Source organism: Roseiconus lacunae (assembly GCF_008312935.1).
Classification (GTDB): Bacteria; Planctomycetota; Planctomycetia; order Pirellulales; family Pirellulaceae; genus Stieleria; species Stieleria lacunae.
Genome location: NZ_VSZO01000053.1, coordinates 12,162 through 39,154 on the forward strand (window position 1 = coordinate 12,162; position 26,993 = coordinate 39,154).

The window sequence follows — 26,993 nt, forward strand, 5'->3', positions numbered from 1 at the left end:
TCGTCAGTTTTTGATTTGGTCAGTCAACGATTCCATTTGCGCTGTCAAGCGATCTCTGTGCACTCACCGAACCCAAGTTGCATCGGTGCTCACGACCTCCAGGAGTTCATCGAATGACGAGAAAACCGATGTCGATGCAACCTCTGCGTCGTCGGAAGTCTGCTATGTGCAAGTGGTCAGCGCACCTTTTCATTCTGGCTCCCCTCTCCCTCATCGTGAACACAAGCACCACTTGTGTTCACGATGAGGGAGAGGGGCTGGGGGTGAGGGGAGCCAGAGTGAACTAGAGTGTTTTCATTCCGAGGACATTCAATCATCCCATCACGAACGGACCGATGCAACGAGCTGCGATCGATAACAAGCATCGGTTGGACAAACCGTTGTTTCGTGGCGGAATCCCGGGTAGACATCGGTGGCGAGACCTCCGCGATTTTAGCGAAGACGCCCCCCGAATTTGACTCTGCCGAGGCTACGCGTGCAAAAACTGCCGCCGACAGCAAGGGCACTCGGCATCAATTCGTTCAACAAGAGCGTTGAACGCAGCCGGTTGTGGAGGCAACATCATCGTCTTGAATGCCGGTGGAACTGGGGGAGGGTATTGCTCGCAAGTAACTCCGGCGACGAATGCCCGCGAGTTTCGTTTTAGTGTCGCATCGTACGACAGAGACTGTAACACTCGGCGCGTTGACACGCTCGGTACACCTGTGGCATAGCTGATCCACATCGAACGCGATGACAGCGATGCTGTTGAAAACTTCCCAATGGTGTACCAACGATGTCTCAAAAGCCAGTTAACGGATTGATTGCGATCGCAGTTCTTTGCATGTTCGGAGCAGTTGCGAACGGACAAGACCGACCGACAGAGGTGACTGCTCTCAGACCATACGTTCCATCTGTTCGCGATCTAGCCAGGTATTCAACTCCTTCGCCGATCGATGAGTGGGAGTGGATGCTGACCTGCCAAGCAAGCTATTACGCCAACCCAAGTACGTTCATCGATATCGCTTTCTGGGCTGACTCTCGTTACCGCGACGACTTGGTGATCTCGCTTCACCAAACAGGCGTTGCGACCGGCATGCGGCGATGGGGATTCAATAAAGTGGAGATGTTCTACGACCGAACGTTCTTGACCGACACTCGTGGGTTTATCGCCTATAGCGACGATACCGTAGTCGTCTCATTCTCGGGTTCCGAGTTTTCAGATGGATTTGTCGATTGGTGGGGCACCGACGCGAACGTCTTGCTTGTTGACGGATCCGACTATGGCGTCGCTGGCCGTGTGCACATGGGGTTTGCCATGTCTGCTGAAACAGTCTACGCCCAGATTCTGGCAAGAGTCGACGCGGCGTCAAAAGCAGGCAAGCGTGTGTTGATCACCGGGCACAGCTTGGGCGGTGCGGTGGCAACACTGACGGCCAGTCGGCTGGAACGTGACGGAGTCGATGTCGCGGCACTTTATGCGTTCGCAAACCCGCTCGTTGGTGACGCCGAATTTTGCCTGGATCTCGCGTCAAGCGGCATCACTTGTGTTCGGACCTACAACCACTTGGATCCCGTACCGCGATACCCGATCAACTTATCCGTCATCCCATATTTGGCTTCGCTCGTCAGGGACTACGTGCACGTGCCGAGTATGGAAGTGTACTTTGACTCAGAGATGAACGCGGTGCTCTGTCCATCCCAAGAGCGTTTGGAGGACGAGCTCTACTTCTTGACTGCAGTCGATCCACGCGCACACGACACCGCACTTTATCTGCTTTTGACCTACGCAAACTTAAGCAGTCAGGCCATCGCCGTCGTCCCTACACCCGATATCTAGACGATCGCCGCCTGATGATAGCTGGAGACCTAGCCACCGCAGAAAAGGGCGAGTCGGCTGGCGGGGAAGACCAGGCAGAAGTCGCGATCGAAAATGACCGTGGTGCGGGTAAATCGTGAGCAGCCGCCGATGATTTGGAGAGCTGTGAAGATTCAACGTCACACGCTCGAATTCAATGATGCAATGCTCGTAAAAGCCGCGTACGCGATCGCTAATTTTGCGGAGCAAAAGGCGACTATGGCCTCCACACTTCTTAGTCAATCGACCAACGATCGGCATGTTCCGATAACTAATTGAAACGCGACGATTGACGTCGTGCCGCGCCTAGACCAAATGTTCGGGTTCGTCTTCTCAGCCGACAGGTGCTAGCTCCGGTTATTGCGCAGGAACCGTGGCTAACGCCATACGGCTAATCCCAATGTCAGAGGTTGACGACGCACTTGAACTTTCCAGTCAATATGCCTTGAGCACTTCCCTCGACATGTCCACGAACCTCGGCAGCATCAACACGAGATTGGCAGTCAGGTGATGTGGTGCGGTTCACGGATCATTCGTAGGTTACATGGACGCGTTCACAGCTTGGATCCTCCTCGGTCGGTTCACCAACTTGATCGACCGGGTGCGTATAGAGGTACCGCCACACTGGATCAAACATCAGCGATCCATCGCTTGCTTTCGGTGAAGAACCGCCTGGTGTTACCGATGAGTGTGCACGTTTGGCGTCACCACCGACGTCGGCGTCGGAGATTAACCGGCGAGTGTTCTCGTACGGCGGAGCTTGCCGGTCAACGTTGACGATCGGACCGAATTGATGCAGGCCCAATAGCTCCCATGAACGGCAGTAATGATCCCCGGTCCAGCCACCGTCGAGGACATGCGTGAATCCAAAAAACCGATTGGCGGGGGTCGCAGAGGGCAAGCCCTGCCAGTCTTGGTCCTGGTCGCGTGGTCCGCAAAGCATCACGACACGGTCCACTCGCTGGTGTTTCGCAAACCGCGCCGCGGTCGTACTCCCGTGCGACGCACCAGAGACAATGATTTTGTCCCAACGCAATCGTGACCCTTCGTCGGCGAGGAATTGATCCCAATTGCCTTGTGGGTTTTCTTTAGCTAACCACAGTACCAGTTGGCGAGCACGTTCGGCGGCACCGTCGGGAAGTTGCAAATCCAGTTCGTCACTGATGTCCAAACCCGTCGCCGCTTCCAATCGAACGCGACCCCGAGCGTACGCATCAGACGGTTGTGGCCGGCAAAGCTTGCCGAACCATCCGCGGGCATAACTAACACCGATCGCGTGGATGCCGTACGAGTTGACTCGTTCGAACAAGCCACTGTTGTGTCCCATCAGCCAAATCATCAACTTGCCTTGCGGTGCGACGCGAGTATCAACCGATGCGTACTCCATGTCGGCGGGTTTCTTGTCGGTGCCGAAGACAAAGCCGATTTCGGGATACTCTTTGACACGTGAATCGAGCTTGCTCGCGCGAACTTTCAACGTGTACCGCTGGGGCGAGTCGTCTCGGAATGCCGGGACCGCGTCATTGGCGACACCGCGAGCGATGTCGTTACCGCTGGTCGCAGCTTGATGTGCTGTTTTTTGCAAGAACGCGGCGTAATCCGCGTCAAGTGATTGAGGCACGAACGAGTTGCCGACAACGCTTTCGCCGTAGAGACACTCGAACCAGACGCAAGCCCCAAGGTATTCGCCAGCCAGGTTGGCATGGTGACCGTCCATCCGCAGGGCCCTTTTGCCATCGCGTGCTTGCCAACGATAGCCGACATGCAGCGAGTGTGTTTGATCGGGAAGTTGCGGGTGTGTCGCAGTTTTCGCATCAAAGTCCGCGGGCTGAAATCCGTAGGTCGCGTTGTTGTCGGCGGCATAAAAAGCATCGCCCACTGGAATGCGTTTGGCCGAGAGTGCTTTGGTGATCGTACGGTACGCGTCGCTGAGACCTTCGTACATTTCTTTTTGGCTGGCCGGTTCACCGGGTTTTGGGGCGGCGGCACGGAAGCGGGGATCATCTTTTCGGTAAGCCCAGGTTTGGTGTATCAGTAGCTGAGCTTGCGGTGCATAGCGGTGGATGATCGCGGCAAGTTGATCGGCATGCGGACGATAGGTGGTCAGGTCATGACTTCGGACACTCAGTTGCTGAATCGTGACAAAGTCCCATCGCTCGGACTGCAACGCCTCTTGCAGACTCTTTCCCGAGAATGACTTGTAGCGAGCCGTCGCATCGGTTCGGTCGGCTTCAAACGCGATTGCTTTTGAGGCGTGTAGCTCAAGCGGTGAGCCGCCGATGTTCAGCATTTTGTGGGTGAGTTTGTAACCGGCAGTGGCTACCAAATCATCGAGGTACTCGGTCGCGTTGCGTGTGAAGCTATTTCCGATCGTTAGAACGCGAACATGTTTTTCGGGAGGAGCGGATTCCGCATTTGCGTCGGTTGCCAAGACGGGGAAAGCGATCGTGAAGCTAAGCAGCCACGAATAGACAAATCGATGATTGAACATGAGGTTTGCAGGTTGGAAAGAACACGCGACGATCAATGTGATGCCGACAAGAAGGCGTATCACAAGTGTCGTTTGGGAGGTAAGCGATATCGCAGAACCGTAATTTATTCGCCCTTTAGAGCTGAAAGTACCGGTAAGCGGAGCCGATCGCCGATTTTCCACGACAAAGCAGCTTGTGGGACTTAGGTTAGTGCTAAATCCAACCGGCACACCCGGCGCCTGCAAAGGCGACTAAAATACGCGTCACTTCCAACCTTACCGCCGAGCGATGATTTCAGGATTGTTCTTCTGGATCGATGAGTTCGCGGCGGTCCTCCCGTATGGCTCCCACCCCAACGATTCATGTTTCGATCTAACGTTCTGACATCTGCCGCGTGCCTTGTTTTGCTGCTCACCGCCGCAACCGTGCGGGCAGAGTATCCGACAACAACCATTTTTAGATCGGGTGACAACGGTTACAAAGTTTTCCGGATCCCGGCGGTGATCGCCGCGGCGAACGGAGACTTGCTGGCGTTCGCCGAGGCACGACAAGGTGGTGATGCGAGTGAAATCGATCTCGTCCAAAAAACGTCGCTTGATGGTGGAAAGACTTGGGGCGAGCTTGTTGTCATTCAAGAAAGCGATCACTTTCGGTCGTTGTTTGCCGACGACGCACCGGCGATCACGATCGGTAATCCTGCACCGGTGGTTGATTTGCTAAATGAGAAGCATCCCGGACGGATTTGGTTACCGTTCACGCTTGAAAACGATCGCGTCTTCGTGGTCTACAGTGATGACCACGGAAAACAGTGGTCCGAGCGGCGCGAGATCACCCAGTCCGTCAAGAAAGAGGAGTGGGGATGGTATGCGACGGGCCCTGTTCAATCAATTCAAATTCAAAATGGACCGCACCGAGGGCGTTTGGTGATTCCCGCCGACCATCGGCTCGGAGATGACGGAAAAGATCGTGGTGCCTTGGGAGCTCACTTGGTTTACAGCGATGACCACGGCCAGTCCTGGGAAATCGGTGCGATTGACGATGACTATGAAGACACGATGGATTCCAACGAGACCGCCGTCGTCGAACTTAGCGACGGTACGCTTTACATCAATACGCGAGACCAACACGGGAAAGCACCGGGAACACGCGGTGAAGCGTGGAGTCGTGATGGCGGATTGACATTTGAAAGTCGGCACGATCAGTACCCACATTTTCGTCCCACCGCTGAAGTCCTAGACCCTCCGGTGGTCCAGTGCGGTTTATTGCGAACGGTCGGAGACGTCGTTGTCTTCAGTGGTCCCGATGACAATGGGCCTTCGGGGACGGGGCGTAGCGACTTGCGATTACGGTTCTCGCGTGCCGGCGCCGACGATTGGCAGGACGGGCCGCTCGTGCATACCGGGCCGGCGGCTTACAGCGGAATGGTACAAATCGATTACAAACACATCGGTGTGATTTACGAAGCCGGATCGAAGAGTCCTTATGAATCGATTCGGTTTTCGATCGTTCCGGTCGCTGAGTTTCAGTGACCGGTAGCAAGAGTCTCGTTCGCTAATGATACACCGCACCGCACTTGATTGACGGAGGAACTTTCGCATGGATCTATGGAACTTCCTGTTCGACAGCGATTACAAGCAACGGGTCGATATTGAATCACTGCGAACGACGTCACGAGACTACCGCCGCGACAAACTTCGCCACCGGCGGGAACTGGATGATCAGTCGGTTCGTATCGAGGAACTTGAGGAGCAGGTCGGCGAACTCGCGCTTTTGTGCCGAACGCTGTTGACGACACTGCGGGAATCCGGCGCGATTGACCCCAAGCGATTCGAAACTGTGATGCGTGAAATTGATTTAGAGGACGGAGTGGAGGACGGCAAAATCACCCGCAACCAATCCGATGATGACGACTCGGTTCCCCCGTCGATCGATGTTTGGTAGATCGAGTTGTCGATGCTTGCTCGATCTTCCAACGGGGTTGCCGATGCGGCAACGTGGTCAGCTTAGATGCCCTTCACCCCCACTCACATACTCGCAGTCGTTCCCTTTGGGTTGAAAGCGAAATGGTTGCCGATGTCTGCGTTGGCGATCGGTGCAATGGTTCCCGATATCGCTCTCTTCTTTCCGATCGTTGATTATGCGAGGACGCATAGTGCCACAGGCGTCGTGTTCTTTTGTGGTCCAATGGGGATCGGGCTGTTTCTGCTGTTCGATCTATTGATGCGTAAGCCGCTGTGTACACTGTTGCCCAATTGGATCCGCTGTAGGATCGATCCGAGTCCTCGGTTGCCGCATTCATCGACTATCGCTCCGGTACTGACGTTGATCGTGCAAGTTGGATTTGCGGTCGTCATCGGTTCGTCGACCCATGTAATTTGGGACGCATTCACTCACGAGGGGCGATGGGGAACCAAGCTAGTTCCGGCCCTTGAAATGATGTGGAGTATTGGGCCGTTCCAACTTCGCGGTTACAAACTATTTCAATATGGAAGCACCTTCGTGGGGCTACCACTACTGGTGCTGATCGCGTGGTGGAAACTTCGAGGTGCGACTTCGATTGCTTCGGGGGCCGCATCGATTGGCATTCGTAGTCAATGCTTGACCTTCCTTCTAGCCGCCGTTGCGATCGTCATCGTCAGCGTGCATGCGTTCCTAATTCAGCCGGTGTTTTACCGTGCTCTTGGGATTGCCATTAAACAATCGGGGGCAATACTGATGATCGGTTCGATTCTTTGGTGTATCGCGTTCCATTTAGTGGGCCGGCGATCGATCGAATCCGCGTGAACGCCACAGAGAAGATGTGAAGAAATCTGATGAGAAGTGAACGTGAGAAAATGGTTGCCGGTGAACCATATGATCCGGAGGATAGCGAGCTTCGAGCCGCTCGTTTGCTGGCCCGGCAAACGTGTCACGCACTCAACACGTCCGAACCTTCCGATGAGGCGATTCGGCGTCGATTATTGGAATCGTTGTTTGCCGAAGGTGGCGATACGGTTTGGCTCGAGCCGCCGTTTCGCTGCGATTATGGAACCAACATCTACCTTGGCAATCGCGTTTACTTCAACTTTGATTGCGTCATCTTGGATGTTTGTGACGTGCGAATCGGAGACTTCGCATTTTTCGGTCCAGGCGTCCACATCTACGCCGCTTCGCATCCGCTTGCCGCGCAACAGCGTCGAGACTTCGAATTTGGAAAACCGGTGACCGTTGGCAATGACGTTTGGATCGGGGGACGAGCGATCCTGTGCCCCGGTGTAACGATCGGCGATCGTAGCGTGGTCGGCGCCGGTGCGGTCGTCACCAAAGACGTCCCCGATGGGGTGTTGGTCGCTGGCAATCCTGCCCGAGTGCTTCGAACACTTGAACGCCCGGCCGAAGAACGCTAGCGTTTCGTCGGTATCTGGACTAGCGATTAGCCGCATGGCGTTAGCCACGGTTTCTCCACGCGGAATTATCTGCACGCAGGATTAGCCGCATGGCGTTAGCCACGGTTTTTGCTTGTGGTGATCCGTCCCGCTTGCTCAGTCAAACTTGATCGATGGTGGAACGTTGGAGCCGATTTCGACCGGCACCTTTTCGACCTCGATGACCGAATGGGTGTTTCCCACCGGTGGCGCGTCGCTCGGTGTGGACTCTAACATTTCGATCGATTGCGGAGGTGCAATGGTATTGACTGCGGCACCGGTATTCTGAACCGCGGACGGGTCGAAACCTTGACGCGTCACGACCGGAGTGCGAGTGATTTCACTCGGATCCTTGCGTGGAGTTAGGAATAGGCCTTTTTCATACGCATCGCGACTGGCACCGTTTGCCCAGGCTCCCTCGGCAAGCTGAATCTGATTGTAAGCCAGCAACGAGCCCTTCTCGACATGTAGGTCACGGATCGCAAGATTGTAGTTACCGAGCGATTCGTAGAACGCGACTTCGCTTTGTACGACCGAACGTTGCGCTTGCAACAAGAAGTTGATGTTATCGGTCCCGTCAAGGTAACGTCGCAACAGCACTTCGACTTGCCGCAAATCGGCCTGGTAGCGGTTGTAATTTGTTTCCATTAGTTGGAACGCGAGTTCAACGCTGCGGGCGTCGTCGGCCAAGTTGTGGCTGATCGCAAGTTCGGTTTCCGCTAGGATCGCGCGTTCACGTTGCAATTGCAAGTTGGCATTGGCGACCGCCGTACTAGCCAGACGAAGTCCGACCGGCATGGCGAATTCAAACCCGGCGGACCACTCCTGGTAGTTTCCGTCGGCGATTGTGGAGTAGAACCCATCAAACGGCGAGTCGTCGTAGTCGCCCAACAGATGGTCTCCGAATCCTCGCCAGCGATATTGGCCGATCAGGTCCAGGGTCGGGCGTTTTCCGAGTCTTGCGGCATACAGTTCGAACTCACGACGTTTCACTTGGTAGCGTTGCCGCCGGACTTCGACGCGACGGTCGAGGGCCTGAGACAAGGCGGAGTTCCAGTCGAAGGTCACCTGCATGTCCATTGGGTCGGACGTCGGACGAAGCAGCTTGCCGTCTGCCGCCGACATTCCCAATAGATAACGCAGGCGTTGCTCACGAGCATACAGCCCGGTCGGTCCGCCCAGTTGGTTTTGAACGCTCGCTTCGAATTGATAATACTGCGATTGGGCTTGGGCTTCTTCGTCCTGCCGGCCGGCGCCGACTTCCAGTCGGACGTTCTGGTACTGGTACGTCTTCAATGCCGACTCGCGGCCTTTGATATTCGCCTCCAGAAGTCGGTACGACGTCCATAGATTCCAGTATGCTTCCTCGACGTCCGCGGCAAGCTGAATGATGGATTGTTCGTAGTCGGCCAAGGCGACATCTTCATTGATCCGCGCGATCAGGACACCATTATATTGTCCCGGTACCTGACTGCTGCCGACGATCCGGTTGTATTGCAGTCCGGCACCGGCCAATAACGGTTGACGCCATTCGGCTTCCAGCCATCCGGCAAAGCTACTGGAGAACCGTTGCTGCGGCCGGTTGCTATTGGCGTAGTTGACGACGTGTCGTAAAGCAAACGTCGAACCGGTAGCGGTTCGTTTTTGTAACTGGCTCGACCAAGCGGCATTGGTGGATTCATTCACCGGTACGGTGAACAACAGCTGGGTCGGATCGACGATGCGAACGTTGTTCGGTTCGTCTTGCGTCGACCAAATCAGCGAGTTGCTGTACTGGGCATCAAAGTTTGAAAGTGCCGCTTCGACACCCTGATTTGACGAAGCGGTGACGCCGGGGTTATAGATCGTTTGCCCGGCTTCGGAGCTAGGCACGACCGCCGCTAGCGAACGAATGACTGGGCTATTTTGCATCGCCATTGTCATCGCTTCGGGCAGCGTCATGTCCATCGCGGGGATCTTTGATGGATCTTGCAGCACATGAGGGGCGGCAGTCGATTCGGCGGCCGCGGCGATCGGTGTCGCACACTCGGCGACCTCGGGGTATTCGATCGACATCCCGACGTTGTCATGGTAAGACATCGTCGTGTCGTGCGGTCCGGGCTCGATTCGGTCCCAAACATGGCACCCCGTTGATGCCAACGTAGTCGACGTCAGCGACAAGGCGACCACGAGGTTGTGGAGCAACTTTCGCTTGGAACGTCGGGTGGACGATCGAGTTGGCTGGTGGTGACAAAGCATGCTTTTGGCCCATCGGGTGAACTTGTTCCGCATTTGGCGGAGCGTGCGTGATCCGGAGTAGCCCCATTTCTGGCTGAACCGGCTTAACGCGTATCGACCGATCCGGCGGCAAAACTAGAACAGCCCGACCAGGAATTTCTGCCGGACAACCCGAGCAATCCGCAAAGTCACCCACACGGTGTCAAGTTGTGGCGCTTCCGACGGTCATGACGTTTTCGATCTCATCGGCCGCCCGCTCGACTGGGTCCGAATTATCAAACAGTTGAGCGGTCCGCGCGACGGATCGCTCGACCGAGTCATCCTGTAGCAACCAGCGGAGCTCGCTGGCAAGATCACGATCGTTTCGCAAGCGGACGCCGCACGACAAGGACTCGACACGCGCCGCATTGTCGAACTGGTCAAATGCCATCGCACGGATCAGTTGTGGAATGCCCGCCGCAAGTGCTTGGGAGGTGGTTCCGATGCCGCCGTGATGCACGATTGCTCGGCAAAATGGCAAGAGCTTTCCCAGCGGCGTGTAGGACTGGGCCCGGACCCCCGGCGGTAGCGATTGGGGAAAGCATTGAGGGTGATTGCCTAGCAAAATGCCGGGGATCCCCATTTGAACACACGCGTCGGCGGCAGTGCGAAAGTAATTTCGCGTGTGCCAATTGGCCGTGCCGCCCGTGAAGACGACGGGCTTGTCGCGCGGAGCTTCAAAGGGTTCGTCCGTCCCATCGCTGAGCGGAAATCCGACGTGAACAAGTTGATCGGCCGCACCCACTGTCGACGGCGCAAACCAGTCGGGATAGCACGCCAGAACCCGATCCGGCGACAACCACCAGCGGTGCATGACGCGCCGAACAGGTGTCAGAGCGAACTGCCGCCGAATGCGATTGATCGGTGCGGCAAGCAGACGATCGAGGATCAGTTGATCGCCCAACCAATATGCCAGGCGAAAGGTTCGCGGATCCGCGGTCGGTTCAAAACGCCAGGGAGTCAGACGCGCCGGGGCATTCGGTACCCGCAACATCACCGGAGCCAGATGAATGTCGACCAGCGCAACCGATGGCTCGACGTCGCGAAAGATCCGCGATCCGAAGTCCAGCGGATGAGAAACCAAGACGGTCTTTCCGGGACGATAGTGCCGACGGATCAATTCAAAATGAGGCGTCAAAAAGTCGGATGCGATGCCTCGGATGACCCGTCGCATCCCACGCAACAGTTTCCACATCGAAGGATCAGCCAGCATGCCTTCGAATTGTGCCTCGTCGATCAAAGAATGCGGAATCAGGTCGGCTTGGCGGGCGATATCGGCGTAGGGTGCCGCGAGCGATATCATCACATCGAACCCGCGTCGCCGCAATTCTGCGCCGATAGCGACCATGGGGTTCACGTCGCCGCGAGACCCAGGCGCGGACAGAATGGCGAGGCGAGTCATCGATGGGCGGCGTCGGTGAAGCGGAGGATTGACGGCAAGCGGTTAACGCTCGATGTCGTATTCGGCGATTTTTCGATAGGCCGTCGCACGACTGATGCCCAAAAGCTTAGCCGCCTTGGGGACGTTTCCATCGGTGCGTTGGAGTGCCTTATTGATCAGGCGTTTTTCCCATTCATCCAAGCGGAATGTATCGAGTCGACTGACACCGGCGTCGCGCAATCCCAGGTCGTCTGCTTCGATCGCATCGCCGTCTGCCATGACGACGGCGCTGTCAATGACGTTGCGAAGCTGCCGAACATTTCCGGGCCACATGTATTCTTGGAGTCGCTTTTTCGCTTGGGGAGAGATCCCCAGTTTGGAACGCCCGTGTTGGCTGCGGAAGTGATTGAGGAAATGCTCAATCAACAAGTCGACGTCTTCGCCTCGTTCGCGTAGAGGAGGAATCAGCAGTTCGAAGACGCTGAGACGATAGAACAGGTCTTCACGAAAACGCTTCTCGCGGACAAATTCGGCGAGGTCTCGGTTCGTCGCCGCAATCACACGAACGTCGACGTGGACCTCTTGGGTTCCGCCGACGGGAAGAAACGGGTGCCCTTCGAGAATCCGCAGCAGCTTGGCTTGTCCTTCGAGGGTAAGTTCGCCGATTTCATCCAGGAACAGCGTTCCGGTGTGGGCCTGTTGGAACCAACCTTCGTGATCGGCTTCCGCCCCGGTAAAGGAGCCTTTCTTGTGACCGAACAACTGGCTTTCGATCAGTTCCGTGGGAATCGCCGCGCAGTTGACGGTCAGCATCGGTCGCTTCGATCGCTGGCTGCTGCGGTGCACCGCGCGGGCGACCAATTCCTTGCCGCAGCCGCTTTCTCCACGAACCAGTACGCATCCGTTTGCTTTGGCGACACGCGTGATTTTTTCTTTCAAGCGAACCATCACGGGGCTGTCACCGATTAACTCGTCGGTGTCCGCATTCCGCTGGGCGATCTGCTTCGCTTCGACCTTTAGCGAATCGTGTTCGAGGGCTCGCTGCAGGCCGATCGCAAGTAGCCGAGCCGCGGCGACGGCTAGTTCGAAATCAATTTCACTGAATGACGGAGCGTCGCGATACAAATGCAGGACACCGATGTTGGCTTCGTGGGTGTCCAGCGGGACATAGATCGCATCCGACCAATTCAGCTTTTTCGATAAGCCTTCGGGGTCGTCGTAATCTCCCGAGCGTTTGTCATTCACCCAGATCGCTTCGCCCTTGCCGATCACCCGCTTCAAAATTGTTTTCCCGATTTTGACTCGGTCCAAAAAATCCGCCGGGCTGACTTTGTGGGGCCGTTGACGGCCGTCACCGATATCAAACGACAGACCGACTGCATCCGCATTGGCACGGTCGCGCAGTAGTTCGAGCACACAGTCGATGATGTCGGTGGGGTTTTCCGAACGCAGCATCGAAAGGCTAAGTTGATATAGGTCAAACAGGTACCCGGCGTGGGCGATGTCACGCATCGGGTCATCGTACTCGTCGTGGCCAGCCATTGAGATATCTTGCACAATGGTTTGAAAGGCGTTTTCGACCTCGGTGTCTTCGTCGGGACTGACGAACAAGATTTCAGTGCCGCCAATCTTTAGCAACGATTGGTCGATGATTTGAGCCGAATCGATTTTTTGCCCGTTCACCAGCGTCCCGTTGCGGCTGCCGGTATCGCGAACTTGCCATAAGCCTTCTTCGAAGTAAACGACCGCGTGAAAGCGACTGGCAACCGGATCAGACAACATGATTTCGCACGTCGAGCCACGCCCGACATGCATCGGACGATCAGGATCCAATAGGAAATGGCGGCCTTTTTCAGGACCGTTTTGAACTGCGAGGTATGCGACCATGATTCGTTCACGTCGTAAGTGACTGTCCAGCAATCGTTCGCCAGACGCGCTCGTCACACCCTGAACTGTTGCCAGCTTCGGTTATCGTTTCCTGACCCGAAGAGTTTCGTGTTAAGCATCATAACACTGAGAAAAGACACCCGGCGACCGCAAAAGTTCCTTCCCGCAGGACAGGTGGGGTGACAGACCAAAGGAAAACCTACTACGAGGGAGATCTTGTGGTTCGCCAAAATCGAAAATATGGATTCGCCGAATGGCGTTGGCCACCGTTTCCATGCAAGAACCGTGGGCAACGCAAGTCGGGTTGATAAGGCGGTTGGATGGCAAGGCGGTCGGGCGATGGGGCGATCCCAATCATTTGGGCTAGGCAAAAAACCTAGGCGGTTGCCTGGGGGACCGATACCTCGATCGGTGGTTCGATCACGCCCCGACATCGCCGCAGGATCAGAATGCCTTCGATCACCATCCAGATTTGTAGGACCATGATCGAAATGCCAAAGATTGACAGCACCCATTTCCCTTCCGGAAGCCATCTGTAGTACAGGTCCGACGTGATCGCCCAGGCTGGCATCAGCAGCATCATGATCATCGGGAACATCACCACGGCAACCGGTTTACTGCGCCGCGCCAAATAAACGACCGCGACCATCAGTGCCAATCCTGCCAGCAACTGGTTCGTCGCGCCGAACAGGGGCCAAAGCATCAGGCCGCCCTCGCCGGGTGTGTCGCCGGCAAAGACGGCGATTGCCAGTCCGATGCCCACGGCAATAGCGGTGGCGACATATTTATTGGCAAGTGGTTTTGCGTTTGCCGAAAGAGCGAGTTCGCTGAGCACGTAGCGCTGAAGTCGCGTCGCGGTATCGAGCGTGGTGGCGGCAAAGCAGGCGACCAGTACTGCCATCGTTGCGATCGCCATTCGCAGCGGAATGCCCAGCGTTGATAAAAAGTTACCACCGCCGTCGATGAAGGCTCGCAGTTTCCTTGCCAGAGATTGCTTGCCCCAACCGGCGTCTTTCTCGCCGTTGACGCCGGTTCGGTAGTAGTCCCGCCACGCTTGTTGCCCTTTGGTTTCTCCGCGCACGATCTGCACCGTCCCCACAGGCGCATCGGCCGTCGCCGTTTCGGCCGTGACGACGTTTCGGGTCAATGTTCCCATTCCGACGCCGGCTGAACACGCCAAGATGACGAGCACGGCCAGCATCCCTTCCAGGAGCATGCTTCCGTAACCGACCGCTTGGGCATCGGTCGCTTTCTCAAGTTGTTTGCTGGTGGTCCCACTGCTGACCAAGCAGTGAAATCCGCTACAAGCACCGCAGGCGATCGTGATGAACAAGAACGGAAACATGCTCGGTGCGTCCGCGGGGACTTCTTGGGCGATCGCCGGTGCCGATTCCGACAAATTGGCTTGACCGGTCAGCGAAGCGACCGCAAGACCACCGACAAGCAACGCCAGGGCGACAAACAGCTGCAGGCTGTTGATGTAATCACGCGGTTGCAACAATAGCCAGACCGGCAACACCGATGCGATAAACGCGTACGCCAATAGCGCAACGGTCCAAACTACAACCGGGGTCATGTAGCTGCCCTCCTGGGGTAGCCAGCCCGCGATGTCCAGCGGCAGCCAGTAAGCACCGACGTAGACGGCAACATAAAGTAACGCCAACCCGACCAAGCTTGGAATCACCAATCCGCCACCTTGGCGATAACGCAGGCCGATCACGACCGCGATCGGCATCGCGATCCAAACGCTTAGCACCGATTCGGGGTACAGCTTGAAGATGTTCGCGATCACCAAGCCGAAGACGGCCAGGACGACCGACAGGGCGAGCGCGAGTACGATAAGGAACAGCACCTTTGCGCGCGTTGAAATCAGCCGCCCGGCGGCCTGCCCGATCGTTTGCCCTCGATTGCGGATCGAAATCACCAGTGCGGCAAGGTCGTGAACGCCGCCGATCAGTATCGACCCAAAAATCACCCACAATAGCGCCGGCAACCAACCCCAAAACACCGCCAAGGCTGGACCGACGATGGGGCCGGTCCCCGCGATGCTTGTGAAGTGGTGCCCAAAGACAATCGATTTTCGCGTCGGGACAAAGTCAACGTCGTCACGGCATTCGGTGCTCGGCATCACCGCGTCATCGGTCAACGCAAACAAACGTTTCGCCAACCATTTGCCGTACGTGTTGTAGGCGACGACGAAACCCACCATCGAAAGAACTGCGACAACCAGGGTACTCATCGTTTCGTTATCAAACCGCTATCAAGATGGGAGGGGAGCGAGGAATCCAAGGGGGCGATCAGTTTAGCCGAAAACCGCCGCGGGGTAGATCGGTGACGCCAAAGTGGTCCAAAGAGAAAGAAATCGCCGCTGCGACGCCGGGGCCGCCGGCTTCGAATCGAGAGACCGAGAGCGCCGAATTGGCCGATTTGCTCATGGTTCCCGCCCCAGTTGTCGACTCCTATAATCCCGCTACAGAATCTTCATTGCGCAGTCAGTACGACTTGCCTTGATACCAACGATGTCGATCAACGTTGTAAGCGCGACAGACTTGCTGGGTATCTGCAACTAGAAAAAGGAGCAACGAACGGTGAGCGACTCGATCGAAAAAACTATCATCATCGGCAGTGGGCCCGCCGGGTGGTCTGCCGCGATTTATGCCGCCCGAGCAAATTTGGATCCGGTGGTTTATGAAGGGACCGTCAAGGCGGAGATGATTCCGCTCGGCCAGCTAGCCTACACCACCGAGGTCGAAAACTATCCCGGTTTTCCGGCCGGAAACATCCGTGCCTTCGTCGAATCCGCGGTCGACGAAAACCGTCACTATAACTTGCCCGCAATTCCAGGCCCGGAACATTCACGCGGCAAAGGCAAGTCGCGTTTCAGCCTTAGCGATATTACCCCGCACTACGCAGTGCAGGGGATTGAGTTGATGGAACTGATGAAGCAACAGGCGATGAACTTCGGGACCCGAGTGGTTGGGGAAGACATCCTGAGCGTGGATTTTTCCGGTGACGTCAAAAAGCTGACCACCAGCGGCGGTAACACCGTCGAAGCGAAGACGGTGATCATCGCCACCGGTGCCAGGGCGAATTACCTGGGCTTACCCAGTGAAGAAGCCTATAAAAACAAAGGCGTCAGCGCTTGTGCGGTTTGCGACGGGGCGTTGCCGGTCTTCCGTGCCAAGCCACTTGCCGTTGTCGGTGGCGGTGACTCGGCCGTCGAGGAAGCGGTTTACTTGGCGAACTTGAAAGATGCCAAGACGATTTACATGCTGATCCGCCGCGACGAAATGCGTGCCAGCAAGGTCATGCAGGAACGCGCCAAGACGCACCCCAACATTGAAATCCTTTGGAACTCTACCGTCGAAGAAGTCGTCGGCGATGGAAACCTGGTGACCGGCCTGAAGGTCAAAAGCACGAAAGATGGCTCGATCAGTGACCTCGACGTGGGCGGCATGTTTGTCGCCATCGGGCATACCCCGAATACCGGGTTCCTTGACGGAGCGGTCGAGATGAAAGATAGCGGCTACATCGTCTGGAAAAAGCCATTCCGGACGAATACATCGGTCGAAGGTGTCTTTGCCGCCGGCGATGTTGCCGACGATTACTATCGTCAAGCCATCACATCGTCGGGCACCGGTTGTATGGCCGCTCTTGACGCCGAACGCTACCTTGCCGAGCAAGAGTAGATCTGCGATAGAACAACTATTCCCGATCGACTTACCAGCCGACTGGCGTTAGCACCGGTTATTGGACGGATACCGCGGCGAACGCCTATCGGCTAATTCTAATTTCAGATGTCGCCGCAGCATCAGCGGTGCGTGAGGCCGTGGATATGACTACGGCAAAATCGTACCGTCACGGTTTTGCTTCAGTGGGCGGGCTAGCACGCGGCATAAGCGTCCGCCTCGTCGCCGTCGCGACTGGTTGATCACACCTTGGCGGCGTACTGTTCGGCGTACTCGATCGTCCAGGCGTCGATGATGTTTTCGAATTCTTCGATTTCAACTTCATCGACGTTGCGAAACAGGGATCGGTTGAAGAACTCACGGTTCTTGATCGTTGCCTTCCCTTTTAAATCGAGAACGCGTAGATCACTGTATGGTCGAATGACCATTTCGAATCGGCTGTACTGGTTGGTGCGCCGCCCGCTTTGGATCAGTAGATCGTCGCGGTAGCACGCCGTGCCCCAGCCGACTTCGCCGAAGAGTGCTTCTTGGCGAAATCCCGGAAAGGCATCGATGATGTTCCTAATCTTGGCATCGATCCGCTCTGACAAGCTCAGCCGAAACGAGGTGTGTAAGCGTTTGAGTTCCTCGTCGGTGAGTTCTTTGCGCTTTGCCTCGTTTTGCGATTGATCGCGGCGTTGTTCGCCCCGTTGGATCGCCGACTGGAGCCGAGATTTAAAATCGTCGCTCATTCCTTCGTCTCCGTCGCTTGACCCTCACCGGCGTCGTTGGACGAAGCGGCCGGTGCTGGTTCAGTGGCGGGGGCGTTTGCCTCTGGAGACGCAGGTGGTTGTGGCGTCGACTGCTCGGCGGCTTTCGGTTCAGCCGGGGGTTGTTCGGCGGGCGTCGAATCCTTGGCAGGTTTTTTCGGTGTTGTGTTTGCCGTCTCCGAGTCACCTTGTTTGGAGTAGAACTGCATGAGGTCACCGAAGGACCGCAGCGGTTCGTCGCCTTTTTGCATCGCATCGGAGATTGGCTTTGCTTCAGGCTTGGCAACCACGCGATACGATTCTGGTCGGTGTGATTTGCGACCGCGATCGTGCGGTTTGCCGCGTCCGCCACGTTGTCCTTGGCCGCCTTGCCCACGACCGCGTCCGCCGGATTGTCCCTGGCCGGAACGTTGTCCTCCGCCGCGGTTTTGTTGTCCGCCTTGGCCACGTCCGGTGCCCTGTCCGCGACCGCCTTGGCCACCTTGAGCCTGACCGCCTTGGGAACCTTGTCCCTGGCCACGGCCGCCTTGTCCGCGACCACCCTGGCCTCGACCGGATTGGCCACGGCCACCTTGCCCACGCCCGCCGCCCTGGCCACGACCACGGCCGCCATCTCGGCCTTGGCGTTCCTGTTCCAATTCGGCCTCACGCTGCGGTGAGAGCGCACTCAGGCCGACACGGCGACGTTTTTCATCGATGCCGGTGACCCAGGCAGTGATGACATCGCCGACCTGGATCGCTTCGTTTAGGTCTTCGACATAGCCATCGCTCAGGCGGCTCACATGGATCAATCCGCTGCAATCGGGCGCGAGTTCAACGAAGACGCCAAAGCTCATCACGCCGACGACCACACCGATCACTTGATCGCCAGGATTGAGGGTCTTGAGTGTCGGCATGGTGTTGAGCACACCTGGAGCGGGCCCACTGGTGGCGGCTTCACCGAAGGGATCACAAAGCCAATCGACCAGTTGTGACACGCGGTAGCGACCGACTTGCCATTCTTTGATGCACTTATCGATCTTCGCTTGTTCGGGCCGCGGGCGACGGATCGGCTCGACCGTCGGTTGTGTCTCGTCGGATTGCTGAGGTGAAGCAGCAGCGTCGCTACCGCTGTCGGCGCCTTCGGCAGTGGGGCTTTCGCTTGCCGCCGATTCCGCGGGATCGGCGTTGCCGGAATCCGACTCGGCAGATTCGCCGGCGGGCGTTTGATCAGAAGTTGAATCTGATGAGACAGCCTCGGTGGTCGTCGCCGAATCGGTTGCATCGGAAGGTTCTGCTTCCGGCGATGTGGTAGCGGCGTCGGCTTCCGCTTCGGACGTTTCACCCGTCTCGGATCCGCCGTCCGCTAGCTTGAACTCGGATGCTTTGTCACCGGCGGTGTCAAAGTCTTCCACGGGTGCCGGGGCGGCCGGAGTTGTCGCGTCTACCAGCTTCGGCTCGGCGACCGGTTTTTCGTAGGAGGGGGCTTCGTATCCTGGCGGCGTGTTCGGTGGCAGTTCGATCGAAAGTGCTGAGGCAAGTTTTTTCGCCAACGCATAATCGTCAGGATGAATCAGCGTTCCGTCGAGCTCTTCGTCGCTACCAAAAACGCGCAGGAACGGCAGGGCTTGTCGCGATTGAACCGCAGAGTCCCAGCCTTCGACCTCCAGCAACTCGTTTCTTGCTTTGAAGAGATCGCTTTCGCGTTTCTTAACGATCGCGCCAGCGACTGATTTATTGACGCCGGGTAGTTGTTCCAGCCACGGCATCGCGGCGGCGTTCACATCCACTCCGCCCCGGGAAGCCCCACTGGCCATCAAATGGCCAAGCGAAATCTCCAGCGCGTCGTCGGCGAGTTCGCTTTGGAACGAAGCCAAACGCAATCGCAATGGATCGACCTTGGCGTATGCCTGGGAGGGATGCAGGATTGAAAACGCGATCCAGGCAGCCGCTCGGAATCGTCGCGGGGTGGATCGCATTTCCGAGTTCGCGACGTCGCTGCTGGAGTAGGTGTCGGCGCCGGTGCGGTCGGCGACGGTCCAGCGGATCGAGCCATCGGGAGATTGGCTGATCAAATCACCGAGCGCGATTAAACAGGCGCGGCGGGCCGGGCCATTGCTGACAATCACCAAGTCCACGTTGTACTGGTGAATCAGCTCGCCCATTTTGGCAACCGCTTGGCTACGCACGTTGCCCGTTAATTGGCATGGCAAGTCTTCACCGTGCAGTACGCGACCGTCCGTGTTGACGATTGCGGTCGCCGCCGTCTTGGGACCGACAGCGTCGATCGACATCACGACTTTGGCGTCCAGCGGTCCACGGTTGATGTGCTTGCGCAGGTGGTCGGTGACGACGCCGACCAAACGGGTGGACGCACGCTCGTGTAGTTCGTCCCACCAAGCCGCCTCGGCAGCTTCGCGGATGTCCGCTTCGTGCTGCATCACAAGATCGGACAGGGTGGATTCCAATTTGCGATTTAATCCGACGACCGACTTTTTGATTTCGGCAACCAGTTTCGCCGCGTCGTACTCAAACGAGCACACTGCGACCTGGCTTCGCAAAGCCCGGCCAAGCATGACCACTTGGAACGCGCTCAGCTTACTTGCCGGTAAACGTTTGCCTTCGAGTGGTTTGAGCACGCTGACCAACCAGCGGCGACGACGCTGGCGGGGCGAAATCTTCTTTTTCTTCTTCGGCGCCGGCGGCTTTTTCGATTCTTTGACAACCTCGTGATCCTTGGCTTCGTCTTTGAAGCTCGGCAGGTCGGACGTCGTTTCTAGAGAATCCTCGGTCGAAGTGTCGCTAGACGCTGGTTCCGACTGGGATGCGGCAGGCATCTCCGAACTCTGCTCAATGCCTTCTTGGGAGCTCTGTTCCGTGCTTCCTTGAGGACTCTGTTCAGGAGTTTCTGCCGAACTTTGTTCAGTACTTTCTTGAGAACTTTGGTCGGGCGTAGCAGCCTCGCTCGACGCCTCTGGCTCGCTTACCGCCTGGGGCTGTTCGGCCGATGTCGCCGCATTGGTGGGTGGATCCGAAGCGGGGGCGGCGTTCTCCGTTTCAGCCGATGGCTGGTCTGACGAAGCATTGTCTGACGAACTTTTCTCGGCGGATTCGCCGTCATGATCCTGGTCATCATCGGGATCGTTTCCGCCGATGTGTGGGTCATGAACGTTGGAAATATGAATCTTCGCGTTTCGGCTTAGCCAACGCACCGCGGCGCTGATCACGCGAGGGTCACCGGCGAGTCGATTTGGCAGGGCGGAATCGAGTCCGGCCACGGCTGCGTCCGCATCGGTGATCGCTTCTAATGCTTCGGCCACCGCTTTGGCGTCTTCGCTATCGCCCTTCTGTGGGTTAAGCAAACGAACGGCCAGGCGATTGGTATCCGAATCGACCCCCGTCGCGGTTTCTTGGCGAAGTCGTTTGGACAATCGTCCGAGCGTACGGTTGGAACCGCTCTTTCGAATCGCATCTCCGATCGCAGGGTCCTGCAATGGCGAGGATTCCCAGGTCGAGTACAGTTCGTCCCGAAACGTCGCAATCGCTTCGTCTTGCTGAACTGCGGCCTTGAGTGCCCAAAGCGTCGACTCGTCGACTCCGCCAAGTTCATCGCGGCGATAGCGGGCCAAGAAAGGAGCCTCGTAACCTTGCTCGAGCAGTGGCAGGGCAAGTTTCAGACTCGATACATCGCAACGCCCACGTCGAGCGATCGCTTCTAGATCGACAGCCATTTTCGGTCGGTCTCATGTTGGGGCCGGACGCCATTCGCGTTTTGATGGCGATCCTGGAATCGATTGAGTGCGGTGACGCCACTTTGGGCTTGTCCAAACCCATCACTATCGTCGCCACCGCGGAAAGGAACCCAGCACCCAGAAAGCCCTTGAAGAAAGCTTTGCAATCACGATTGCCACGGGCGCTAGCTGCGCGAGAATAGCGCGACCGGGGCTAGCTGTCAACTGAGGGGACGTGATTGTCGGCTAAATGAAGACCGGAACGTCCGGCCAAAGGTGGCCCTCATTCCTTCCTAGCTTGCCAATGCCATCGAAAACTGGGCCCCGGACGCACTGCCGCCGATCGTTCAGCAACGGAAGGATCTGTCGCCGAGGCGACCGTCGGGCGTGAAACTAGGTCGTCGGTAATTTCCCCCAATTCGGCTTTACTTTCCCAGGCCGCAAAGTCGATACCTGCAACACCCCGGTCGCCGGAACGACCGGGCACCCAGGATGTTGATCGAGAACGATCCGAAGAATTAATGAACAGATTTGATCGGCAACTGCCCCAAGGCTTGCGGGTTTGGAACCCAGGCCCAGCAGCGGATTCCAGCTCCGAAACCCAAGCATCGGGCGAAAATTCTCCGCCTTCGCCGCGGACTCGTCGAGAATTGGACCGACTTTCAGGAATTGCTCCTGCGAAGACTCGCACCGTTCCGCTAAAAGTCTTTGTACCACTGCTGGTCGAAGCACAGGAACGTAACAGCGCCTGGCTGGCCGACTTCCAGGACGACAATGTTGTTATTGACGCCGACCTACATGAAGTCCTATTGGCCTACCAGAACTTACGGAACCAACGCGACGCCGCTTAGCAAGCTGCTGATTTGACCGCGTGGCCCAAGGATCGACCCAAGGACTGGAGACGAGGACAGTAGGATGCGCTCAATCGCGGTAATCAACCAAAAAGGTGGTGTCGGGAAAACAACTAGCTCGGTCAATTTGGCCGCCGCACTGGCTAAAACCGGACGCCGGGTGTGTGTGATGGACCTGGATCCGCAAGCACACGCGTCGCTACATTTCGGGATCACAGCCGTCGGCGATCAACCCAGCATGTACGAGATCCTGTGTGGTGATGCGTCGATCGAACAAGCTCGGTGCAAAGTCAATGATTGCCTTTCGGTCGTCCCCAGTAATCTCGATTTGGCCGCCGCCGAGTTAGAGCTTGCCGGCGAAGTCGGGCGGGAAATGATCTTGCGCGATCGCCTGGAAGATGACGCCGAGCCGTTCGATTATCTGATCCTTGATTGCCCACCTAGCTTGGGTGTCCTGACGATCAACGCCTTGGTCGCCGTCGACGAAGTCTTCTTGCCGCTTCAGCCTCACTTTTTAGCACTGCACGGTCTAAGCAAGCTGCTGCGGACTGTCGAAGTCGTCTCGCGACGACTGAACAGCAAGCTGAGGCTTTCCGGTGTGATGCTTTGTATGTACGACAGCAATACTCGCCTGGCCGCCGAAGTCAGTACGGATATTGACGAGTTCTTTCAGGCAACCGGAGGCGGTCGCGCGTTCTTCCGAGGGGCCAAGTTTTTCAATACCCGGATCCGACGGAATATCCGTCTAGCCGAAGCGCCCAGTTTCGGGCAATCGATCTTCGAGTACTCGCCCGACAGCAACGGCGCCGTCGACTATCACGCACTCGCCGAAGAAGTGATCGAGCAGGAAGCGGCTGCCGTGGTAACGCCGGAACGCATGGCGGCATAACCAAGCCCACGTCGCGAAGTATTTAACGCCGCCAACACCACGTCGCCTCCCGTGTCGATTTTGATCACCTGTGAATTGGGCGGCTTTCGAATCCCTGAGTGGGTGGCGTCCCGCGATTCTGCGGCGGATCGCAGTGCCGGCGGGATCACTGCCGGCGGTATCACTGCCGGCGTTCCCGATGTGCACGGTCCGTGGTGCGGCATCGCGTTTGGCGAGGCCGACCTGTGCGGCCGCGAAGCCGCGATCCAGCTGAGTAGCCGATTGCAGGTGCCCTGTTTGCTTCAGCCATTTTCGCCTGCCCTCGTTGATGTGACCCGGCCCACGGAGAGTCGCCGCGTCTTTGGCGCCCGGGGTCGCCAGCTTTCCGGCACCCAGCAAGCTCGTTTGCTCGACGAGTGCTACCATTCGTACTGGCGACGCGTCGAGGCTGCCGTGACGCAGATATTGGAGCACTTTACGTTTGTCGTTCATCTATCCGTTCACAGCTTTGTCCCGCATCGCAAAGGACGTTTCCTGCGTACCGATGTGGGGTTGCTTTACGATTCATCGCGCGAGCATGAGTCGGATTTGTGTGCCGACTGGATTGATGAGGTTTACTTCGAGTTCGGCAACTTGCGGGTGCGTCGTAATTATCCTACTCGTGGCGATCGAAATGCCTTGCATGGCAAGTTGCGGCAACGTTTTTCTGCCGATCAATATGTTGGGATCGAGGTCGCGTTGAATCGTTGGTGGGCTGGCCGAAGCAGCACGCGACGTGAAGAAGCGATCGCCGCACTTGCGGATTGCTGCGCAGAAACCCTTGGCCTGCCGTCATCGCTTCCTTCGTGAGTCAACCAGTCGATGGCCCATCAATACACCGACGCTGTCGCGTCGCATTACGCCGCCTATCGCCCCCCGTTGCATGAGCTGATCTTAATGCGTGTGATTGGCAATCAGACTCGCTTTTGCGACGGGCTTGATGTCGGCTGTGGCACCGGTCGCTCGTCGGTTGCGTTGGCTAAGTATTGTGAACGGGTTTGTGCGGTCGATCCAAGTGAGTCGATGCTTGCTGCCGCGATTCCCCATCGATCAATCCGCTACCATCAAGGTTCGGCTGAGGCGATTCCTATACCCGATCGCTCGATCGATGTGGTGACGTTTGCCGGTTCGCTCTCTTACGCGAATCGACTGGCGACACTGAAGGAGCTTGCGCGGGTATGCCGGGCCGATGCTTCGATCGTACCCTACGATTTTTCCATGCTAATCGACGACGTCTTGCGGCCCTTCGGCTTGGCCGATCAATCGCCCGACTCGACCTACGACCATCGTGCGGGTTTTTCTGGAGTGTCAGCGGTAGTCCAAGTTTTGGCCGATCAAGAACGCATCAGTCTTGAAATCGAACCGGTCAATCTGGCCCACGTTTTATTGGCAGATGAACGTCGATACGACGCTTTTGCCAAGCTCTTTGGTACGACGTCGCCCTTAACTGCCCTCGCGAGTGCGTTGGCTAAGGGGCTCGACGCAGGCAAGCAAAAGACGATCGAGGCGGATTTGTTTTATTCGCTTTATCGGTTTGATCGGTAGCCTGTCACGGCGTGAGTTCGATCATCGCTTTGACGCATCCGTCTTTGCGGTTTGCAAAAACATCGTAGGCGGTGACTCCGTCTTCGAGCGAGAAACGGTGGGTGATACACCAGGAAAGATCCATCGGGTTTCGCCGCAGTGACTCAGCCACCGGTTCCATCAAGCTTCGTGCGGGGCACCGGCCGGTGGCAAAATGAAGGTTCTTGTCATAGGCATCGACCGGGGAAAACGCAAAGTGCGGTTCGGTATGACAGCCGATCACGGACATGCGGCCTCCCGGGCGGATCAAGCGAAATGCAAGTGCCTGGGCGGGTGGCAAGCCAACGAACTCCAAGACGGCATCGGCACCGCGGCCGTCTGTCTGGTCGGAAGTGAACTCTGCCGCCGCGTCCGGATCTGAAAATGCTATGGCGCCAAGCGCCTGAGCTTGCCGGGCACGCGCTTCGTTAAGGTCGATTGCAATGACCGTTGTGTTGGTTTGTTGGAGCGCAAAGCAGACGGCAAGTAAGCCGACTGTTCCGCAGCCGATCACAACAACACATCCGGGGTGCTCGTTTGCTTCAATAGCCAACGACGCCCCGAAGTAAGCAGTGCTCAGGTTGTCGCCAACCAGAAGTGCTTCGTCATTGTTCAGCCACGAAGGGATCGGCAGCAGTGTACCGTCCGCCAGCGGGACTCGGACTCGTTCTGCTTGACCGCCGTGCAGTCCCTGCCCGTTCTCGCGCCAGCCAAATAGTTGGCCGTCGGCGCACCGGGCCGATAGGCCATGCGTGCAATAAAAGCATCGTCCACAACTGGTCGTGAACGGCGTACACACTCGGTCGCCGATCTGTAGCGTTTCGACTTTGTCTCCCTTGTCAATTACCGTGCCGACAAATTCGTGCCCCATCGCGGTTCCGGCGTCGAGTCCGGTTTCACGACCAAAATATGGATGCAAATCGCTACCGCACAAGCCCGCCGCTTCGACTTTGACGATCACGTCCGTTGCAGATTCGATTTGGGGGTCATCGACTTCTTCGACGGCGACGCATTCGATATCGTGAAAACAAATGGCACGCATAAGAATCCAGTGATATGCCCGGTGGGGAGGTCGGTTTGCGGTGTGGTACGATACCAAAAGTATGACGAAACAACGCTCGAACTGTCACCGGGGGAAATCAACGAAGTGGTCCGAGACGAACATCCCGAAGTCCTGCAGCGACAGCTAAACCTGACCCGTATCCTGCTACTGGTTGTCGTCGCCGTCGTGGTCGTCCCGCGGATCGTGTCCGTTTTTCGCTGGAGTGGGACGATGGGGCAACCACGCCCGGTTACCCCGCGCGGTGAACTCGCGTCTTGGGAAAAGACCACCACGGATCTGTTCGCCCAGGTTAGTCCGTCAGTGGTTTATTTGACAACACGATCGCGTGTGGCGGATCCCTTTTATCGGCGTGCGATCGAGGTCGATGCGGGTAGCGGGAGCGGGTTTATGTGGGATGAGCTTGGGCATATCGTGACCAATTTTCATGTCCTTCAGGAAGCCTCGTCGGCTCAGGTCGTGATGTGGGACCACTCGTCCTATGAAGCGACTCTGGTCGGTGGTTCTCCCGACCACGACCTCGCCGTGCTACGGATCAACGCGCCCCCAGAAAAACTTAAGCCGGTTTTGATCGGTGCCAGTGGAGAGCTGCTGGTCGGGCAAGCCGTCTTCGCGATCGGTAATCCATTCGGGTTAAGTCAAACGCTGACCACCGGCATTGTTTCGGCAAAGAGTCGGACGATCCAAAGTCCGACGGGCCGGGCGATTGAAGAGGTGATACAGATTGACGCGGCAATCAATCCCGGCAACTCGGGCGGTCCGTTGATGGATAGTGCCGGACGGTTGATTGGGGTCAACACTGCGATCTACAGTCCCTCGGGGACCTCGGCAGGCGTCGGTTTTGCAATTCCAATCGACACGGTTAATCGAGTCGTCCCGCAGATCATTGCATCAGGTCGCTACGAGCCACCGCAAATGGGGATCCGCGTCAATCAAGAGTTAAGTGATGCGATCACGCGTCGGCTGGATCTTGACGGCGTAATGATCATGGAAGTGATCGAAGGCGGTGGTGCGGATCGTGCTGGCTTGAGAGGCACGATCCTTGGTCGTCAGGATCTCGTGCAGCTTGGGGATGTCATTACTTCAATCGAAGGCAATGCCGTCGACAGCATGGATCAACTGATGGAGACGCTTGATCGCTATGGGCGCGGGCGTGCCGTCAACGTTCAGTATTGGCGTGAGGGGGAAAGTCGATCGACTGAAGTCGTATTGCAATAAGCAATCGTCT

At 57.0% G+C, this 26,993-nt stretch carries 19 protein-coding genes; 11 read left to right on the forward strand and 8 right to left on the reverse strand.

Annotation, left to right across the window (positions count from 1 at the left end):
• The first annotated feature begins 775 nt into the window (after positions 1-775).
• Positions 776-1,819 carry a lipase family protein gene (locus FYC48_RS23185; protein ID WP_149499183.1) on the forward strand — a complete coding sequence of 348 codons (1,044 nt, stop codon included), beginning with the start codon at positions 776-778 and terminating at the stop codon, positions 1,817-1,819.
• A 547-nt stretch (positions 1,820-2,366) separates the two neighbouring features.
• On the opposite strand, the gene FYC48_RS28505 is transcribed toward FYC48_RS23185, so the two are convergent.
• Positions 2,367-4,328, reverse strand: coding sequence for a BPSS1187 family protein (locus FYC48_RS28505; protein WP_235034387.1), 1,962 nt, complete (start codon positions 4,326-4,328; stop codon positions 2,367-2,369).
• A gap of 342 nt (positions 4,329-4,670) precedes the next feature.
• Between FYC48_RS28505 and FYC48_RS23195 the strand changes: the two genes are divergently transcribed.
• The 4 genes from FYC48_RS23195 to FYC48_RS23210 all read left to right on the forward strand — a co-directional run bounded on the left by FYC48_RS23195 (position 4,671) and on the right by FYC48_RS23210 (position 7,694).
• Positions 4,671-5,837 carry a sialidase family protein gene (locus tag FYC48_RS23195; protein ID WP_149499184.1) on the forward strand — a complete coding sequence of 389 codons (1,167 nt, stop codon included), beginning with the start codon at positions 4,671-4,673 and terminating at the stop codon, positions 5,835-5,837.
• A 67-nt stretch (positions 5,838-5,904) separates the two neighbouring features.
• Positions 5,905-6,249, forward strand: coding sequence for a hypothetical protein (locus FYC48_RS23200; RefSeq protein WP_149499185.1), 345 nt, complete (start codon positions 5,905-5,907; stop codon positions 6,247-6,249).
• Between the two features lie 66 nt (positions 6,250-6,315).
• A complete protein-coding gene (locus FYC48_RS23205; RefSeq protein ID WP_149499186.1) occupies positions 6,316-7,092 on the forward strand; it encodes a DUF4184 family protein in 777 nt (258 codons plus the stop codon).
• A gap of 29 nt (positions 7,093-7,121) precedes the next feature.
• A complete protein-coding gene (locus tag FYC48_RS23210) occupies positions 7,122-7,694 on the forward strand; it encodes a sugar O-acetyltransferase (protein ID WP_149499187.1) in 573 nt (190 codons plus the stop codon).
• 135 nt (positions 7,695-7,829) lie between these two features.
• Here the strand turns inward: FYC48_RS23210 and FYC48_RS23215 are convergent, their stop codons facing one another.
• The 4 genes from FYC48_RS23215 to FYC48_RS23230 all read right to left on the reverse strand — a co-directional run bounded on the left by FYC48_RS23215 (position 7,830) and on the right by FYC48_RS23230 (position 15,475).
• Positions 7,830-9,791: a TolC family protein gene (locus tag FYC48_RS23215; protein WP_230775534.1), complete on the reverse strand. Its 1,962-nt coding sequence runs from the start codon at positions 9,789-9,791 to the stop codon at positions 7,830-7,832.
• A 340-nt stretch (positions 9,792-10,131) separates the two neighbouring features.
• On the reverse strand, positions 10,132-11,370 hold the full coding sequence (locus FYC48_RS23220; RefSeq protein WP_149499189.1) for a nucleotide disphospho-sugar-binding domain-containing protein: 1,239 nt from the start codon (positions 11,368-11,370) through the stop codon (positions 10,132-10,134).
• Between the two features lie 42 nt (positions 11,371-11,412).
• Complete coding sequence (locus tag FYC48_RS23225; RefSeq protein WP_230775539.1) at positions 11,413-13,293, reverse strand: sigma 54-interacting transcriptional regulator; 1,881 nt, start codon at positions 13,291-13,293, stop codon at positions 11,413-11,415.
• A 319-nt stretch (positions 13,294-13,612) separates the two neighbouring features.
• A complete protein-coding gene (locus FYC48_RS23230; protein WP_149499190.1) occupies positions 13,613-15,475 on the reverse strand; it encodes a carbon starvation CstA family protein in 1,863 nt (620 codons plus the stop codon).
• A gap of 349 nt (positions 15,476-15,824) precedes the next feature.
• Here FYC48_RS23230 and FYC48_RS23235 point away from each other — a divergent pair, with 349 nt between their 5' ends.
• Positions 15,825-16,925, forward strand: coding sequence for an NAD(P)/FAD-dependent oxidoreductase (locus FYC48_RS23235; RefSeq protein WP_149499191.1), 1,101 nt, complete (start codon positions 15,825-15,827; stop codon positions 16,923-16,925).
• A gap of 242 nt (positions 16,926-17,167) precedes the next feature.
• Here FYC48_RS23235 and FYC48_RS23240 read toward each other — a convergent pair whose 3' ends face one another.
• The gene (locus FYC48_RS23240; RefSeq protein ID WP_149499192.1) at positions 17,168-17,656 is read right to left on the reverse strand and encodes a hypothetical protein; all 489 of its coding nucleotides are present in this window, start codon (positions 17,654-17,656) and stop codon (positions 17,168-17,170) included.
• The gene (locus tag FYC48_RS23245; RefSeq protein WP_149499193.1) at positions 17,653-21,384 is read right to left on the reverse strand and encodes a S1 RNA-binding domain-containing protein; all 3,732 of its coding nucleotides are present in this window, start codon (positions 21,382-21,384) and stop codon (positions 17,653-17,655) included. The genes FYC48_RS23240 and FYC48_RS23245 overlap by 4 nt, the downstream gene beginning before the upstream one ends.
• Positions 21,385-21,905: 521 nt before the next feature.
• Here FYC48_RS23245 and FYC48_RS28510 point away from each other — a divergent pair.
• The 4 genes from FYC48_RS28510 (at position 21,906) to FYC48_RS23265 (ending at position 24,687) form a co-directional block, all read left to right on the forward strand.
• Complete coding sequence (locus FYC48_RS28510; protein ID WP_230775543.1) at positions 21,906-22,235, forward strand: hypothetical protein; 330 nt, start codon at positions 21,906-21,908, stop codon at positions 22,233-22,235.
• Between the two features lie 64 nt (positions 22,236-22,299).
• Positions 22,300-23,124 carry a ParA family protein gene (locus FYC48_RS23255; protein WP_149499194.1) on the forward strand — a complete coding sequence of 275 codons (825 nt, stop codon included), beginning with the start codon at positions 22,300-22,302 and terminating at the stop codon, positions 23,122-23,124.
• Between the two features lie 51 nt (positions 23,125-23,175).
• Positions 23,176-23,952: an N-formylglutamate amidohydrolase gene (locus FYC48_RS23260; RefSeq protein ID WP_149499195.1), complete on the forward strand. Its 777-nt coding sequence runs from the start codon at positions 23,176-23,178 to the stop codon at positions 23,950-23,952.
• A gap of 12 nt (positions 23,953-23,964) precedes the next feature.
• Entirely contained in the window at positions 23,965-24,687 is a 723-nt protein-coding gene (locus FYC48_RS23265; protein ID WP_149499196.1) for a class I SAM-dependent methyltransferase, read from the forward strand.
• A 4-nt stretch (positions 24,688-24,691) separates the two neighbouring features.
• On the opposite strand, the gene FYC48_RS23270 is transcribed toward FYC48_RS23265, so the two are convergent.
• Positions 24,692-25,747 carry an alcohol dehydrogenase catalytic domain-containing protein gene (locus FYC48_RS23270; protein WP_149499197.1) on the reverse strand — a complete coding sequence of 352 codons (1,056 nt, stop codon included), beginning with the start codon at positions 25,745-25,747 and terminating at the stop codon, positions 24,692-24,694.
• Positions 25,748-25,789: 42 nt separating this feature from the next.
• Here FYC48_RS23270 and FYC48_RS23275 point away from each other — a divergent pair, with 42 nt between their 5' ends.
• Positions 25,790-26,983, forward strand: a complete 1,194-nt coding sequence (locus FYC48_RS23275; RefSeq protein ID WP_200836684.1) for a S1C family serine protease — start codon at positions 25,790-25,792, stop codon at positions 26,981-26,983.
• The last annotated feature ends 10 nt before the right edge of the window (positions 26,984-26,993 follow it).

Excerpts from the sequence above, each read along its gene's own strand:
- FYC48_RS23185 (WP_149499183.1), top strand. The coding sequence starts at position 776 with ATGTCTCAAAAGCCAGTTAACGGATTGATTGCGATCGCAGTTCTTTGC.
- FYC48_RS28505 (WP_235034387.1), bottom strand. The coding sequence starts at position 4,328 with ATGTTCAATCATCGATTTGTCTATTCGTGGCTGCTTAGCTTCACGATC.
- FYC48_RS23195 (WP_149499184.1), top strand. The coding sequence starts at position 4,671 with ATGTTTCGATCTAACGTTCTGACATCTGCCGCGTGCCTTGTTTTGCTG.
- FYC48_RS23200 (WP_149499185.1), top strand. The coding sequence starts at position 5,905 with ATGGATCTATGGAACTTCCTGTTCGACAGCGATTACAAGCAACGGGTC.
- FYC48_RS23205 (WP_149499186.1), top strand. The coding sequence starts at position 6,316 with ATGCCCTTCACCCCCACTCACATACTCGCAGTCGTTCCCTTTGGGTTG.
- FYC48_RS23210 (WP_149499187.1), top strand. The coding sequence starts at position 7,122 with ATGAGAAGTGAACGTGAGAAAATGGTTGCCGGTGAACCATATGATCCG.
- FYC48_RS23215 (WP_230775534.1), bottom strand. The coding sequence starts at position 9,791 with ATGTCTTACCATGACAACGTCGGGATGTCGATCGAATACCCCGAGGTC.
- FYC48_RS23220 (WP_149499189.1), bottom strand. The coding sequence starts at position 11,370 with ATGACTCGCCTCGCCATTCTGTCCGCGCCTGGGTCTCGCGGCGACGTG.
- FYC48_RS23230 (WP_149499190.1), bottom strand. The coding sequence starts at position 15,475 with ATGAGTACCCTGGTTGTCGCAGTTCTTTCGATGGTGGGTTTCGTCGTC.
- FYC48_RS23240 (WP_149499192.1), bottom strand. The coding sequence starts at position 17,656 with ATGAGCGACGATTTTAAATCTCGGCTCCAGTCGGCGATCCAACGGGGC.
- FYC48_RS23245 (WP_149499193.1), bottom strand. The coding sequence starts at position 21,384 with ATGGCTGTCGATCTAGAAGCGATCGCTCGACGTGGGCGTTGCGATGTA.
- FYC48_RS28510 (WP_230775543.1), top strand. The coding sequence starts at position 21,906 with ATGAACAGATTTGATCGGCAACTGCCCCAAGGCTTGCGGGTTTGGAAC.
- FYC48_RS23255 (WP_149499194.1), top strand. The coding sequence starts at position 22,300 with ATGCGCTCAATCGCGGTAATCAACCAAAAAGGTGGTGTCGGGAAAACA.
- FYC48_RS23265 (WP_149499196.1), top strand. The coding sequence starts at position 23,965 with ATGGCCCATCAATACACCGACGCTGTCGCGTCGCATTACGCCGCCTAT.
- FYC48_RS23270 (WP_149499197.1), bottom strand. The coding sequence starts at position 25,747 with ATGCGTGCCATTTGTTTTCACGATATCGAATGCGTCGCCGTCGAAGAA.